Genomic DNA, 15,348 nt, shown 5'->3' with positions numbered 1-15,348 from the left:
ATTATTCATATGAAAATTGAAAAACTGATTGAACTTGCTAAAACTGCCCGTTCCAAAGCTTATGTACCTTATTCTAAATTTCAGGTTGGTGCCGTGCTAGTTACTGAAGATGATGAAGCATTTTTAGGTTGTAATATTGAAAACGCATCTTATGGACTAGCAAATTGTGCCGAAAGAACGGCAATTTTTAAAGCGGTTTCTGAAGGTAAAACAAAATTTAAAAAATTGGTGGTAATTGGAGATACTGATGGGCCTATTTCACCATGTGGAGCTTGCCGTCAAGTTATTAGTGAGTTTTGTGCTAAAGATATGCCTGTTATTTTGACCAATATGAACGGTAAAATTCAGGAAACAACAGTGGGAGAATTATTACCTTGGTCTTTTTCACCAAGTGATCTTGATTAGCATTATTTTTTAACAATAAAAAATAATAATCAGAACTCAAAATTTATTTTGTATAAACAAAGCAATACACTAATTTAATTTATTGATAGTAAGAGAGAATAGTAATGAGATTTGTAGATATTATAGAAAAAAAACGTGACGGCAATGTATTAACCACTGATGAAATCCAATTTTTTATCACTAATTATACCAATGGAACTATCCCCGATTATCAAGTTAGTGCTTTATTAATGGCAATTTATTATCAAGGTATGACTTCCAAAGAGTGCGCAGATTTAACCTCGGCGATGATGTATTCTGGCGATACTGTTGATCTGTCTTCAATCAAAGGCATTAAAGTTGATAAACATTCAACTGGCGGTGTAGGTGACACTACAACATTAGTTCTAGCTCCTTTAGTAGCAGCTTTAGATGTTCCAGTAGCTAAAATGTCTGGACGAGGGCTTGGTCACACGGGTGGCACCACAGATAAATTTGAATCGATTCCTGATTTTAAAATTGAGTTAAGTAAACAAGATTTTATTAATCAAGTTAATAGTGAAGGCCTTGCCGTTATTGGCCAATCAGGAAATTTAACCCCAGCAGACAAGAAACTTTATTCGTTACGTGATGTAACTGGTACTGTTAACTCTATTCCTCTTATTGCAAGTTCAATTATGAGTAAAAAATTGGCAGCGGGTGCTGATGCCATCGTTCTTGATGTTAAAACAGGTGATGGTGCGCTAATGAAAGATATGGCCGATTCAGAAAAATTAGCCCATGAAATGGTAAATATTGGTAATCAAATTGGCCGTAGAACCATGGCAATTATTTCGGATATGTCTCAACCTCTTGGTTTTGCAATTGGTAATGCTCTTGAAGTAAAAGAAGCAATTGATACGTTGAAAGGGAATGGTCCAGCTGATTTAACCGAACTGGTTTTAACATTAGGTAGTCAAATGGTTGTACTTGCCGATAAAGCAAAAACATTAGAAGAAGCCAGAATAAAACTTCAAGAAGTCATTAAAAATGGTAAAGCTATCGAGAAGTTTAAAACCCTAATTGAAGCACAAGGCGGTGATAGTTCGGTCGTTGATCATCCTGAAAAATTGGCTAGTGCACCTTACCAAATTGCCCTACCAGCCCTTAAGTCAGGTTATGTATCAAAAATTATCGCAGATCAAATCGGGATCGCTGCAATGCAATTAGGTGCTGGTCGTGCAACCAAAGAAGATATTATTGATCCAGCTGTTGGAATCGTGTTACATAAAAAAGTAGGCGACAAAGTTACTGAAGGTGAAGCTTTATTAACGATACACGCCAATACTGATAAGCTTGATACTATCAAGCAAAAATTATATGACAATATTACCATTAGCGATAACGCAACTGAGCCTCAACTTATTTACAAGGTGATTACAGGATAATAGCTGTTATATAATGATTTAGGAGATACCATGCATTATCAATTAAATAAAAAGCTATCATTACTTGTTTGTATGGGGCTATTTTCAGCCTCTTGCATGACCGCTGTTTCCACAAAAAGCTCATCAGTTCCAACTTTAGAAAAAGACAAGTCTTATCAATTTACTATTTTGCATACCAATGACCACCACGGCCGTTTTTGGCAAAATGATATTGGTGAGTATGGGCTTGCTGCTCAAAAAACCGTAGTAGATGAAATTCGAAAAGAAGTTACGGCAAAAGGAGGGAAATTACTGCTGCTATCAGGTGGTGATATTAATACTGGTGTCCCTGAATCTGATGTACAGCAAGCCAAACCTGATTTTATTGGCATGAATGCGGTTGGTTACGATGCTATGGCTGTTGGTAATCATGAGTTTGATCATCCTTTGACTATTATTCGTGAGCAACAGAAATGGGCAAAATTTCCTTTTTTATCGGCAAACACTTACTTTAAAGGCACAGATAAACGTGTATTTGATGCCTATAAAATGTTTTATTTGAATGGTATTAAAGTTGCTGTGTTTGGTTTAACCACTGACGATACCATTTTTCTTGCTTCACCCAAAAATACGGAAGGTGTCGAATTTCGACAAACCTTACCCGAAGCACAAAAAATAATTAAACAGTTAAAATATAATGAACACCCTGATATGATTATTGCTGTCACTCATATGGGACATTATGAAAATGGTAAACATGGCTCAATGGCACTGGGTGATGTTGAATTAGCCAGAAATTTACAGACCGGCGATTTAGATATGATAGTGGGAGGACACTCACAAAACCCTGTGTGTATGGCTAGTCCTAATAAACGTATTACCGAATATGTACCAGGTACACCTTGTGCGCCAGATCAACAAAATGGTACTTGGATTGTACAGGCCCACGAATGGGGGAAATATGTTGGACGTGCAGATTTTGTCTTTTTAAATGGTAAAATCACGTTAAAAAATTACCAATTAATTCCTATTAACCTTAAAAAAGAGGTTGATAATGGTAACAGTACCAAACGCCTTGAATATTACACGCAAGAAATTCCTCGAGATAAATCCTTACTTGAGAATTTAAGACCTTATCAAGAATTAGGTAAACAGCAGTTATTAGTGAAAAGTGGCGAGTTAAAAGGACGATTAGAAGGTAATCGAGATGTTGTTAGATACCAACAAAGCAATATGGGACAACTGTTACTCAGTGCTTTTGTTGAAAAAACCAATGCAGACGTTGGCATTATGTCTGGGGGTATGATTCGTGACTCATTAATTGAAGGTAATATTACTTATCGTGATATTTTAAAAGTAGAACCTTTTGGTAATAGTGTAGTTTATTTTGAATTAACTGGCAGCGAATTAATTGATTATCTAAAAGTTGCATTAAGTAAAAAACAAGGTTCGGGTGGGTATGCGCATTTGAAAAATATAGACCTAACAAGAAATGGGAACAATATTGAAGATGTAAAAATTAATGATCAACCGATCAATTTACAAAAAAATTATCGCATTGCCACACTCGACTTTTTAGCCGCAGGTGGAGACGGCTATCCAATAACCAATACGTCATCGACTTATGTTGATACAGGCTATCGCGATGCCGATGTAGTAAAACAATATTTTGAGACTCATTCGCCAATTACTGCGTCTGATTATGAACCAAAACAATTTATTATTGAGAAATAAATATTGAGATAATTATGAGTATGACTGAATTTCAACAAAGTTGTTATAATATTGTGACAGATCCTAATTTGTCACCCAAACAAAAATCAAATTTGCTCGCTTTAGCAGCAGAAAATAATTTACCTTATGTAGATCTGGATGAAGAAACGCTGCAAGCTTTAAATGATCGCGTTATTTGTGATATGTACGAAGGTCACGCACCTTATAAACCTCGTTATGTTTTACCTAATTATGTGAAATTTTTAAAACAAGGATCACAGTGGCTAGAACTTAATCCAGCTGAAACATTTGATGATGCATTAAATTTGCTTATCATCATCTATCATCATGTTCCTTCAGTAACTGGTATGCCTGTTTATTTAGGATGCTTAGATCAAATTTTACTTCCTTACGTTGGTAATCTTACTGAAGATGAAATTTATCAGCGATTAAAGCATTTTTGGATCATGCTTGATCGTAATTTACCTGACGCATTTATGCATGCAAACATTGGTCCAACTGATAATATTATTTGCCGTGTAATTTTACGTGTAGATAGAGAGCTTAAACAAGTTGCACCTAATTTAACCTTTATCTATGATGAAGGCATTACAACAGAATCATTATTATTAGAGGCAATTGAAAATATTTGTGAAACAAGCAAACCTCATATTGCAAATAATAATATGATTGAAAAAGATTTTGATGACAAAGGTTATGGTGTTGTAAGTTGCTATAATTCACTACCAGTTGCAGGTGGAGGAAGCACGCTTTCGCGAATTAATTTAAAAGAGGTAGCATTACGAAGTAAAAATAGTGAGGATTTTTTGACAAATACCTTACCTTACTATTGTCAGTTACAGCTTAATCTTATTCAAGCAAGATCTAACTTTCTTTATAATCAATCCAACTTTTTTAATAGCAGTTTTTTAGTCCAAGAAGGATTAATCGATCCCAATCGATTTGCCCCCATGTTTGGTATCTTTAGTATGGCTGAAGCGGTCAATATCCTGCAAGAAAAAGCAAATTTAGCAGGGCGTTATGGTTTTGACCAACAAGCCAATGAGCTAGCATTAACCATTACCCAACTCGTTGCCAAATTTATTGATACACACACAATAAAAAATGCTTGGAAAGGAAAGGCTATGTTGCACTCGCAATCTGGTATTAGTTCAGATAGAGGCACAACCCCTGGTTTACGCATTCCTTATGGTCATGAACCTGATCCTGTTACCCATATTATGGCGCTATTTAAACACCATCATTACTACACATCAGGTATCAGCGATATTTTAACAATTGATGAAACAATCAAAAATAATCCTCTAGCCTTACTACAAATTTGTAAAGCAGCTTTTAAATTTGGTTTCCGCGAATTTACTGCTAATATCAGTGGTAATGATCTTGTTCGAGTAACTGGTTATATGGTTAGATTATCGGACATCAAAAAGTATAAACAAGAAGGATCACGAATTAATACAACGTTTTTAGGAGCAGAAGCTGCTAATGACGTTAAAAACAATAGTTATTTATGTCGAAAACCACGAGTAATTAGTCATGAGCAAGACATGGGCAATCGTTAATAAGCTTTTACCCTTTTCTTGTGTAGATGGACCTGGTAATCGACTAGTTATATTTTTACAAGGATGTAATTTTCGTTGTTTAAACTGCCATAATCCTTATACGATATCATTGTGCAAGGATTGTGGTCAATGTGTTGATACTTGTCCACACAAAGCATTAAGTTTTAGTAACAATAAAGTTATATGGCAAACTTCAAATTGTCAGCAATGCGATACTTGTATTAATACTTGTAAGCATTCTTCATCACCAATGACTTATAGATATAGTGTAGATGATATTTTAATCGCTATCCGGAAATATCTACCATTTTTAAATGGTATTACCATAAGTGGTGGAGAAGCAACAATGCAGTTACCCTTTATTAAAGAGCTATTCAATGTTATCAAACAATCTAACGATTTAAAGCACCTTACCTGTTTTATTGATAGCAATGGTTATTTAACTAAAACAGGGTGGCAAAAAGTAGAAAATGTGATGGATGGCGCAATGATTGATCTCAAAGCTTGGGATAATGATGTGCATAAAAAGTTAACGGGAAGATACAATCAACGAGTAAAAGAAACGATTAAATATCTGGCAAAAATAAAAAAACTATATGAGGTAAGACTTTTAATTATTCCTAAACAAACGGATCTACAGGATAATGCTAAAAATATTGCCAAATTTTTAATTGATTTAGATCCCAATATTCAAATAAGAATTAATGCTTTTCATAATCATGGTGTACATGGTATCGCTAAAAACTGGCCATCCGCCAGTAGACTCAAAATAGAACTGTTTGCAGAACAATTAAAACAGCATAGCTTAAAACATATTATATTACCTAATGTTTATTTCAGAAAAAATTAGTACCTAATTTGTCAGAAATGCTTTCTTGTTAATTTTAAGCATCAATAAATGGTAGATAATTTATATTGATGTGTAAATACCCCAAACTTAGTCAATATTCAAGTAGAAAATTATGCTGCTTGTTTAAGGAGATTTACAATAGAGTTATTTAATATTAATAATACGTTATATCATAACCAATAATACTATTACATTAAGATCGAAAAAAGATAAACTTGATTTGCTTTTACTGATATGGTTCAGATCTATATTGAATAAATTGCTATTACATGGCTTTAACTAAATGGTTCTAAATGCAGAAAAAGGACAATTGTCCCTTAAATTAGAAAAATATTATTCATTCTTTTTAAATGCAGTTGCAAATGCATTTCCCATGACATTATTAGTCATTGAAGAAGAGTGTTGTTTTTTAGTATTGTTAACCGAACGTTCATTAATGAATTTTCGATTATCAGTTTTTGGCGATGCAGGATCATCTAATCGCATTGATAAAGCGATACGTTTTCGAGGAATGTCAACTTCTATCACTTTAACTTTGACTATATCACCAGTTTTTACCACAGTTCTTGGATCATCAACAAACTTATCTGATAAAGCAGAAATATGTACTAAACCATCTTGATGCACACCAATATCAACAAACGCGCCAAAATTAGTTACATTAGTAACAGATCCTTCCATAATCATACCTATTTTTAAGTCTTCCATCGTTTCTATATCATCAGCAAATTGCGCAGTTTTAAATTCAGGTCTTGGATCTCGGCCTGGTTTATCAAGCTCTTTGATAATATCTGTAACTGTTGGCACACCAAAATGATCATCTACGTAATCGATTGCTTTAAGTGATTTTAAATAGTTTGTATCACCTAAAATTTCTTTTAAAGATTTGTGATTTTTTTCTAAAATTCGTTCTACAACTGGATAAGCTTCTGGATGAACGGCCGATGCGTCAAGAGGATTTTTACCATCCATTATACGTAAAAATCCAGCGCACTGTTCAAATGCTTTAGGACCTAAGCGTGCCACTTTTAATAATTGTTGACGATCCGTAAATTGTCCATTTTCATTACGCCAATTAATTATATTTTGGGCTATTACTTTATTAAGTCCAGCAATACGAGCAAGTAACATCATCGAAGCAGTATTTAAATTCACACCAACCGCATTAACACCATCTTCAACAACAGCATCAAGTTTTTTTGCTAACTGAGTTTGGCTAACATCATGCTGATATTGCCCTACCCCAATCGATTTAGGATCAATTTTAACAAGCTCAGCTAATGGATCTTGTAAACGACGTGCAATTGATACTGCGCCACGAATAGATACATCTAAATCAGGAAATTCTTGCGCTGCTAGTTCTGATGCAGAATAAACCGAGGCACCTGCTTCGCTTACTATCACTTTTTGTGCTTTCACTTCTGGATATTTCTTCTGAACATCAAGATAAAAACGTTCAGTTTCGCGTGAAGCTGTACCATTACCAATGGCCACTAATTCAACTTGATATTTAATACAAAGTGCGGCAATAACCATAGCTGCTTTATCTGCCTGCCCTGTATGAGGATAAATCGTTTCAGTCGCAACTAATTTACCTGTTGCATCAACAACAGCTATTTTTACACCTGTTCTTAAACCGGGATCCATGCCCATAGTAACTTTCATACCTGCTGGAGCAGCCATTAACATATCATGCAAGTTGGCAGCAAATACATTAATCGCTTCTTCCTCTGCTCGCTCACGTAATGTTGTCATTAATTCGGTTTCCATGTGCATCAGAATTTTAATGCGCCATGTCCAATTAATCACAGCTTTGCGCCATTTATCTGCTGGTTGTTCATTAAAATGAACGCCTAGATATTCAGTGATAATTTGTTCACAATAACTCTCTTTAGGCGCTTGTTCAAATTGCGGGTCAGCATTTAAGGAGAGTTGTAAAAAGCCTTCATTTCGCCCTCGAAACATTGCTAATGCACGATGAGATGGTATTTTAGAAATCAATTCACTTTGTGAAAAATAGTCTCGAAATTTAGCACCTTCTTCTTCTTTACCGCTCACCACTTGCGAAACTAAATGAGCATTATTCCAAAGATATTGACGCACTCTCGCTAATAACGCAGCATCTTCGGCAAAGCGCTCCATCAAAATGTAACGAGCTCCATCCATTGCTGATTTTGTATCAGTAATACCTTTGTCGGAATTGATATATTTTTCGGCTTCAATTACTGGGTCAAGTATGGGATTTTGCCATAAGTCGTCAGCTAATGGTTCAAGCCCTGCTTCAATGGCAATTTGACCCCGAGTTCGGCGTTTAGGTTTATATGGTAAATAGAGATCTTCAAGTTCAGTTTTACTAAGCGTTTGTGTAATACTGTTACTTAATTCTAATGTCAATTTACCTTGTTCTTCAATTGACTTTAAAATCGTTTGCTTGCGATCTTCAAGTTCACGCAAATAGCTCAATCGATTATCAACAGTACGTAATTGGGTATCATCAAGCCCACCTGTCACTTCTTTTCGATAACGAGCAATAAAAGGAACAGTACTGCCATCATCTAATAATTGAATCGCCGCTAGAATTTGTTCTGATTTTACGGTCAGCTCACCAGCTATAATATGGCTAATTTGTTTATTCATCATGGTATTTTTAACAATTTTAAGCAAAGTGGTGATTATATACTTATCTTTGTTTCTGTTGCAATTCTGAACCTTTGAACTCCTTCCTAAAAAATATCACTACTTATTGTAGTGATATTTTTTGATTAGACTCATATTAAATAAAGTTTACCATAAATTAGTCTGTTTCTTTATTTAGAAATACATAATGCATAATAATGATGATGCTTATCTCTACCATCTTCTAATGCAGCATCATTCATATTGACATAAATAGGATTATGAGTAACTGGTGAAATAGTGCCAGTCCATCCATAAGTTGGATTATAAAAATTAGCACCACCAAAATAGGATAATCCACCCCATTCAGTAATCAATCCCTGATGTACAGATCTTTTATAGTTGAACATATTATTACCATTATCTGGCAAACTGATTAATTTTGCATTACTCAATTCCCTAGCTGTCGCCGATCGATAATCACCTAAACCGTCACACCAAGCTTTTTGCTTATCAAATTCATCAATAATTTTACCTCTATTAATAAACCATTTATTTATTCTAAATTTGTAACTAAGCGTTACTCCTTGTTTTGTTTGACCTATCACTTCAATATCAACAGGTAAATTCGCTTTTGGTGCTGTAGCCTGGCTAGAACTTTTAGATGATGAATCAGGGCCTTTTAATGTGACCAGAACCATATTTTTCGCATCATAGTGCTTAAAACCACCGATTGAGTCTTGTGCTTTTGACCCCTCTGACTTCGTAACTATCGCAGTAATTGCACTAGGCGATCCATCATTAGTATTCGATGTTTTGACACTCCATGTTGTCGTATTTAATGAATTATCAATACCATGAGTAACTAAATAAAAATAGAGACCATTTGCACCAACTGAAGGAAAATTATTGAAATAATTTTCCTGTGGTACATAGCCATTCCAGTCTGTCGGATCAAAAACTGCTGTGTCTCCCCAAGTATAAATACCATGAGAGTAAAGCATATGTGGGCTAGCATATTTGATTGCTTCACCAGCTACTTGAACAACAAAATTTCGATAAGGTGTTTTTGTTACAGCAATTTTACTATCCGGATAAGTTTGAGATTTTGGAGCCCCATAGTTAGAAGTTAAAGCTATCTCACCGCTTACTTTAACATAAGGATAAATACCACTATTTATTAATGTTTCAAATGTAGTTTGTGTTTGTTTGTCTGTTAATTTAACTTCTTTATTACTTGCATCTTCATAATACCATTCTAGAGAAATTGGAGTATCCGGATCTTCTAATAATTTAATATCTCCATCACCATCAACATCTATAACCTCTGAACTGCTTGGTTGCTTAATTGCGGCTGATAAGCCTAAAGTTTTAGGAGTTTCAGTCGAAACATTTTTTCCTAAGGCCTTATTCAAATCAACTGTATCAAAATAGGACTTTCCATTATAGATAACACCAAAATAGTTAAATGCTTTATTGGATTCAATATCACTTTCAATTGAACTTATGAAACGAGGACTATTTCCTTTAATAGTATTTGCTGTAACGGACGATAACGCTAAAGATTCAGTTGAATAAAAACTAATAAGACAAACCAAGCTAAAAATTAATCTTTCCCGTGTAGCCATATTCATTCCTAATTGATCATGTAAAAACAATAACAAATTATTCATTTGTAATTGCGAAATTGAATCTATTTTAGATTATAGATATAACTTAAAAAATAAGTCATATTCAATCAAAAATAGAGGAAAATACCGCAATACAATTAATAACGTATAATATCATATCATCTTAATTATAATTTTAAAACATTATTTGTATTTAATTTGATAAATGTAAAAAAATAAATACAAATGAAAATTTTAAAAATTATTGATTTTTATCATAAAAAAACAAATAAATTATAGGTATTGGATAATATGCAAAAAAATTATATAACAAGGGAAGGCTATTTAAATCTTAATTGTGAATTGAAATATTTATGGAAAGAAGAAAGGCCCCGCGTTACAGCGTTACACAAGCTGTATCTTCTGCAAAGCGCTCCATCAAAATGTAACGAGCTCCATCTATTGCTGATTTTGTATCAGTAATACCTTTATCGGAATTGATATATTTTTCGGCTTCAATTACAGGATCAAGCATGGGATTCTGCCATAAGCCATCCGCCAATGGCTCAAGCTCTGCTTCAATGGCAATTTGACCTCGAGTACGGCGTTTAGGTTTATATGGTAAATAGAGATCTTCGAGTTCAGTTTTACTAAGCATTTGTGCAATACTGTTACTTAATTCTAATGTCAATTTACCTTGTTCTTCAATAGACTTTAAAATTGTTTGCTTACGATCTTCAAGTTCTCGCAAATAGCTCAATCGACTATCAAAAGTACGTAATTGGGTATCATCAAGCCCACCTGTCACCTCTTTTCGATAACGAGCAATAAAAGGAACGGTACTACCCTCATCTAATAATTGAATCGTCGCTTGAACTTGTTCTGACTTTACGGCTAACTGACTGGCTATAATAATGGCTAATTTGTTTATTCATCATGGTATTTTTAACAATTTTAAGCAAAGTAGTGATTATATACCTATCCTTGTTTCTGTTGCAATTCTGAGCCTTTTATCTCCTCCCTAAAAAATATAACTGCTAGTTATTGGGATATTTTCAGCTTGGCTAACATTAAATAGAGCTAACCACTTTATTTAGAACTACATAATGCGTAATACGGATGCTGATCATCTCTATCGCCATTTAGTGCAGCATCATTCATATTGATATAAATAGGCTCACCCGTAGAATTAGAAATATCACTAGTCCAACCATAGGTTGGATTATAAAAATTATCGCCTTGATAATACGCTAATCCCCCCCATTCAGTAATTAATCCCCCATGTACAGCTCTTTTATAGTAGTTATCAGGATTATTACCATATTTATCTTGATGAAGCAGAAAGTTTGCATTACTCAGCTCTCTAAGAGATGCTAATTTATAATCACCTAAATTATTGCACCAATCGTTTTGTTTTTGATGAGTATCAGTATATTCTCCTCTATTGATAAACCATCTAGTTATTCGGAATCTGTAACTAAGTGTTATTCCTTGTTTGGTTTCACCTATTATTTCAATATCAACTGGTAAATTCGCTTTGGGTGCTGTAGCATGATTATCACCTTTAGATGATGAATCAGGACCTTTTAATGTAACCAGTACCATATTTTTCGCATCATAAGCCTTAAAACCACCTACAATCATGGCTCTTGAAGCTTCAGATTTTGTAACTATCGCTGTAATTGCGCTAGGAGATCCTTTATTAGGATCCGATGTTCTTACAATCCATTTTGTTGTATCTAATGAATTGTCAATATTCTCAGTAATTAAATAGAAAAAGAGGTCATTTGCACCAACTGAAGGGAAGTTATTTAAATAATCATCTTGTGGTACAAAGCCATTCCAATCTACCCAATCAAAAATAGATCTATCCCCCCAAGAATAAGCTGGAGCACTATAAAGCATATGCGGGCTAGCATATTTGACGGCTTCACCACCCACTTTGATATTAAAATTTCGATAAGGTATTTTAGTTATAGCAATTTTATCATCTGGATAAGCCTGAAAATTTGGATCTCCGTATTTCGTAGTTAAAGCAATCCCACCACTAACTTTAATATAAGGATAAATACCACTTTTTACTAATGTTTCAAATGCAGTTTTTGTTTGATCAACTGTTAATTTAACTTCTTTATTACTTGCATCTTCATAATACCATTCTAGAGAAATTGGGGCATCCGTGTCTTCTAATAATTTAATATCTCCATCACCATCAACATCTATAACCTCAAAGCTTTCTGGTTGCTTAATTGCGGCTGATAGACCTAAACTTTCAGGAGTTCTAGTTGAAATGTCTAAGCCTAATGCAGTGTTCAAATCACCTGTGTAAAAATAGGTATTTCCATTATAGATAACACCAAAATAATTAAATGCTTTATTGGATTGAATACTATTTTCTATTGAACTAATAAAACGAGGACTATTTCCCTTAATAGTATTTGCTGTAACGGCCGATAATGCTATAGATTTAGTTGAAAAAAAACTAATAAGACAAAATAAGCTAAAAATTAACTGTTTCCGTGTAGTCATATTCATTCCTAATGGTGATATAAACAATAACAACTTATTTATTTTATTGTTGTGTAGTTACAAAATTTAACTTATTTATACGATATACTTACTTAGTTACTAAGCAATAGATATCCAGACAAAAAAGCAGAAAAAAAAGCAATACAAACAATAAAATCATCATAACATTTCATTGTTGATTTTTAAAGATTATTTAATTTTAATCTAATAAAAATTAAATAATTGAATAGATTTTATTAAAGGCATGTCTGATTTTTATTCGAAATAATGAATTTTAATAAAGAAATATAGAACTTTTACTCGAAAAATAAAAATAATTATAGGCACTAAAAATATGCAAAAGAAAAACTATATAACAAGAGAAGGCTATTTAAATCTTAATCATGAATTGAAATATTTATGGAAAGAAGAAAGGCCTCGCGTTACACAAGCTGTATCAGATGCAGCAGCCCTTGGCGATCGTAGTGAGAATGCAGAGTATATTTATGGAAAACGCAGGTTACGCGAAATTGATCGACGTGTACGTTTTCTGACCAAACGATTAGAAACATTGACAATTGTCGAACCACATCCAAAACAAAAAGGTACAGTATTTTTTGGCGCATGGGTAAAATTGGAAGATGAATCTGGTAATTTACATATTTACCGTATTGTTGGTAGCGATGAATTTGATCCTAAAAAAAATTGGATATCGATTAATAGCCCTGTAGCAAAAGCATTAATAGGTCATAAAGTTGATGATGAAATAGCCGTTATCACCCCTAATGGAAAAGTATAGTATTACATTACTGAAATAAGCTATACCGAGTTATGCTAATATGCCTTAACTTATTCATTCCATTTGTTAAATCTAAAAACTATAAGATATGGGTAATTAAGTATATAATTATCAGAACATTTATAATCTATTTAAGATATTATGATTTTCGTCAATCAACTATACATCTACCCAATCAAATCGATGCAAGGGATACAATTAACAAAGGCTAATACTGTCGATGGAGGCTTTGAGCATGACCGTATATTGATGCTTAGTGAACCCGATGGCACCTTTATTACGGCAAGACAACACCCTGAGCTTCTGAAATTCAAAACATCCATAGTAAAAAACGAAGTACATATTTCACTATCTCCAACTGAAATGATAAAATTTAATCTTGATGAGTTTTCGTTGAGTTATGAGCCTACTGAAATTTGGGGTAATCATTTTACCTCACTAATAGCACCTATAAGAGTCAATCAATTTTTCAGTCAAATTTTGCATAAAGATGTACAATTAAGATGGGTTGGTCAACAATTAACTCGTCGAACCAAACGCTATCCTGAAATTCCTGTTAGTTTTGCTGATGGTTACCCTTATTTGTTATTAAATAAAGCTTCATTTGATTATTTACAACAGCAATGCCCTGAAAAACTCGATATTAGACAATTCCGTGGAAATATTGTTATTCAAGGAGCACTACCTTTTGCGGAAGACGGTTGGAAAACAATAAAAATTGGCAATGTGATTTTTGATATTGTTAAACCCTGTAGTCGCTGTGTTATAACGACAATGAACATAAAATCTGCAACATTCTTAGCTGATAATGAACCAATTAAAACCTTACGTTACTTTAGAGCCGATAAGCAAGGGGAAATTGATTTTGGTATGAATATGATAGCCCGAAATCATGGAACAATTTCAGTTCACGATAAAATTGAAGTATTGGAACGGCAACCAGCTAAAAACTATATTAAAACCTTTCCAACAGAAATAAAAACTGAAGCAAAAGTTTGTACAATAAATTTTGAAAATCAAATAATTAAAGGTAATAATAAGCAAACTATTTTAGAGCAGTTAGAACAACATAAAATAGCATTACCTTATTCTTGCCGTGCAGGTATTTGTGGGCGTTGTCTAATTGAATTAAAACAAGGTGAAGTAAATGGATTAACACAATCTGCAATTAGATGCCATAATAAAATTTTAGCTTGTAGCTGTATCCCTAAAGGAGATATTACAATTAAATTACTTAAGAAATAGCCTTAAGTCCAAAATTATCTAAAGCAGACGTTTGCCCAGTTAAATTTTTCTCTACAGGTACCAATCTGTCATTCATTACTTTAATTGCTTCAGAAAACACAAACGTTTTGTTCATTGCATTAAACGAAGGTTGTGCAATAATACAAAGAGAAGCATTCTCACCCGCTTCGACAACCATCAAACAAACCTTGTGAGCACCTTCTTGCAAACTCACCTCGACAACATCTGCGACTTTTGGAAAGTATAGCATAGGCTGTTGAGAAAAATACCAACTCTTAGGCATTTGTGGTTTTAAAAAATTAGCAGCCACAATAGCGTTAATAGATAGTTCAACTTTTTGTGAATCTGTTAAATTAAGTAACTGACAACTATTATAAAATTGATAATAAGACGTTGCGTCACTAACAGAAAATGGAAACTCACCAAAAACATCAGGAACTAACATTTTACTTGGATAACAAGAACGAAATAACATTTCAGATGAAACTTCAAGCATTAAACTATCGTATTCGCTATCAAAATACCATCGCCAACAATCAGTTGGTCGAAAAGTCATTTTCATTAATAAGTTATCCTTTTTATTTGATTTAAAATTAGTCAAAAAGATAACATAAATTACATAAAAAATAAATAA

General features: G+C 33.5%; 11 protein-coding genes and 2 pseudogenes. 8 read left to right on the top strand and 5 right to left on the bottom strand.

Annotated elements, in window-relative coordinates:
* Positions 1-3: 3 nt before the first annotated feature.
* The 5 genes from A9G43_RS04010 to A9G43_RS03990 all read left to right on the top strand — a co-directional run bounded on the left by A9G43_RS04010 (position 4) and on the right by A9G43_RS03990 (position 5,936).
* Entirely contained in the window at positions 4-405 is a 402-nt protein-coding gene (locus A9G43_RS04010) for a cytidine deaminase (protein WP_411588595.1), read from the top strand.
* Positions 406-509: 104 nt separating this feature from the next.
* A complete protein-coding gene (locus tag A9G43_RS04005; RefSeq protein ID WP_065606819.1) occupies positions 510-1,811 on the top strand; it encodes a pyrimidine-nucleoside phosphorylase in 1,302 nt (433 codons plus the stop codon).
* Positions 1,812-1,841: 30 nt separating this feature from the next.
* A complete protein-coding gene (ushA, locus tag A9G43_RS04000) occupies positions 1,842-3,524 on the top strand; it encodes a bifunctional UDP-sugar hydrolase/5'-nucleotidase UshA (protein ID WP_081298015.1) in 1,683 nt (560 codons plus the stop codon).
* 14 nt (positions 3,525-3,538) lie between these two features.
* Positions 3,539-5,086, top strand: a complete 1,548-nt coding sequence (locus A9G43_RS03995) for a YjjI family glycine radical enzyme (RefSeq protein ID WP_218058606.1) — start codon at positions 3,539-3,541, stop codon at positions 5,084-5,086.
* On the top strand, positions 5,061-5,936 hold the full coding sequence (locus A9G43_RS03990) for a YjjW family glycine radical enzyme activase (RefSeq protein WP_065606817.1): 876 nt from the start codon (positions 5,061-5,063) through the stop codon (positions 5,934-5,936). Before A9G43_RS03995 ends, A9G43_RS03990 begins: the two co-directional genes overlap by 26 nt.
* Before the next feature lie 333 nt (positions 5,937-6,269).
* Here A9G43_RS03990 and A9G43_RS03985 read toward each other — a convergent pair whose 3' ends face one another.
* The gene (locus A9G43_RS03985) at positions 6,270-8,576 is read right to left on the bottom strand and encodes a Tex family protein (protein WP_065606951.1); all 2,307 of its coding nucleotides are present in this window, start codon (positions 8,574-8,576) and stop codon (positions 6,270-6,272) included.
* A gap of 167 nt (positions 8,577-8,743) precedes the next feature.
* Positions 8,744-10,180: a hypothetical protein gene (locus tag A9G43_RS03980; protein ID WP_065606816.1), complete on the bottom strand. Its 1,437-nt coding sequence runs from the start codon at positions 10,178-10,180 to the stop codon at positions 8,744-8,746.
* 294 nt (positions 10,181-10,474) lie between these two features.
* Here A9G43_RS03980 and A9G43_RS11365 point away from each other — a divergent pair.
* Positions 10,475-10,564: pseudogene (locus A9G43_RS11365) on the top strand (transcription elongation factor GreB); the annotation flags it as partial.
* Between the two features lie 10 nt (positions 10,565-10,574).
* Here A9G43_RS11365 and A9G43_RS03975 read toward each other — a convergent pair.
* Both A9G43_RS03975 and A9G43_RS03970 read right to left on the bottom strand, forming a co-directional pair.
* Positions 10,575-11,093 (bottom strand): annotated as a pseudogene (locus A9G43_RS03975) (Tex-like N-terminal domain-containing protein); the annotation flags it as partial.
* Between the two features lie 158 nt (positions 11,094-11,251).
* Positions 11,252-12,691 (bottom strand): hypothetical protein, encoded by a 1,440-nt coding sequence (locus A9G43_RS03970; protein ID WP_065606812.1) that lies wholly within the window; start codon positions 12,689-12,691, stop codon positions 11,252-11,254.
* 334 nt (positions 12,692-13,025) lie between these two features.
* On the opposite strand from A9G43_RS03970, the gene greB reads away from it, so the two are divergent.
* Together greB and A9G43_RS03960 are read left to right on the top strand one after the other, a co-directional pair.
* Entirely contained in the window at positions 13,026-13,469 is a 444-nt protein-coding gene (gene greB / locus A9G43_RS03965) for a transcription elongation factor GreB (RefSeq protein WP_065606810.1), read from the top strand.
* 141 nt (positions 13,470-13,610) lie between these two features.
* Positions 13,611-14,714 carry a YcbX family protein gene (locus tag A9G43_RS03960; RefSeq protein ID WP_065560323.1) on the top strand — a complete coding sequence of 368 codons (1,104 nt, stop codon included), beginning with the start codon at positions 13,611-13,613 and terminating at the stop codon, positions 14,712-14,714.
* Here A9G43_RS03960 and A9G43_RS03955 read toward each other — a convergent pair.
* Positions 14,704-15,276, bottom strand: a complete 573-nt coding sequence (locus A9G43_RS03955; RefSeq protein WP_081298013.1) for a cell division protein ZapC — start codon at positions 15,274-15,276, stop codon at positions 14,704-14,706. The genes A9G43_RS03960 and A9G43_RS03955 overlap by 11 nt on opposite strands.
* Positions 15,277-15,348: the final 72 nt, after the last annotated feature.

This window comes from Gilliamella sp. Occ3-1 (assembly GCF_001690655.1).
In the GTDB taxonomy this organism is placed as follows: Bacteria; Pseudomonadota; Gammaproteobacteria; order Enterobacterales; family Orbaceae; genus Gilliamella; species Gilliamella apicola_P.
This window is presented reverse-complemented; position numbering and strand designations above follow the sequence as displayed.